The organism is Psychroserpens mesophilus (genome assembly GCF_050617655.1).
Classification (GTDB): Bacteria; Bacteroidota; Bacteroidia; order Flavobacteriales; family Flavobacteriaceae; genus Psychroserpens; species Psychroserpens mesophilus_A.
The window spans coordinates 1-240 of the sequence record NZ_JBODQC010000452.1 but is presented as its reverse complement, the minus strand read 5'-3'; the positions used below and the strand labels follow the sequence as shown (position 1 = coordinate 240).

The 240-nt window shown below is 47.9% G+C and carries 1 pseudogene; it reads left to right on the top strand.

The annotated features are described in order from the left end of the window. Nucleotides 1–240, top strand: a pseudogene (locus ACRHNM_RS17960) (endonuclease MutS2); the annotation flags it as partial.

The following is a 240-nucleotide window of genomic DNA, read 5'->3' as shown; positions in this document are numbered from 1 at the left end:
CACCGAAGCCATTGATGACGTAATCGATAAATTTGGCGAAATCAAGGATTCAGCCTCGGTGGACCTTCGACACATACGCACACAGATCAACGAGGTTCGTGGCAAAATCAACCAAAGTTTTGGAGCTGCCTTGGGTCGCTACCAATCTTTGGATTTTTTGGATGAAATAAGGGAATCGGTCGTGGAAAACCGAAGGGTGCTTGCCGTGAAGGCGATGCACCGCAAAAAAGTAAAGGGCAC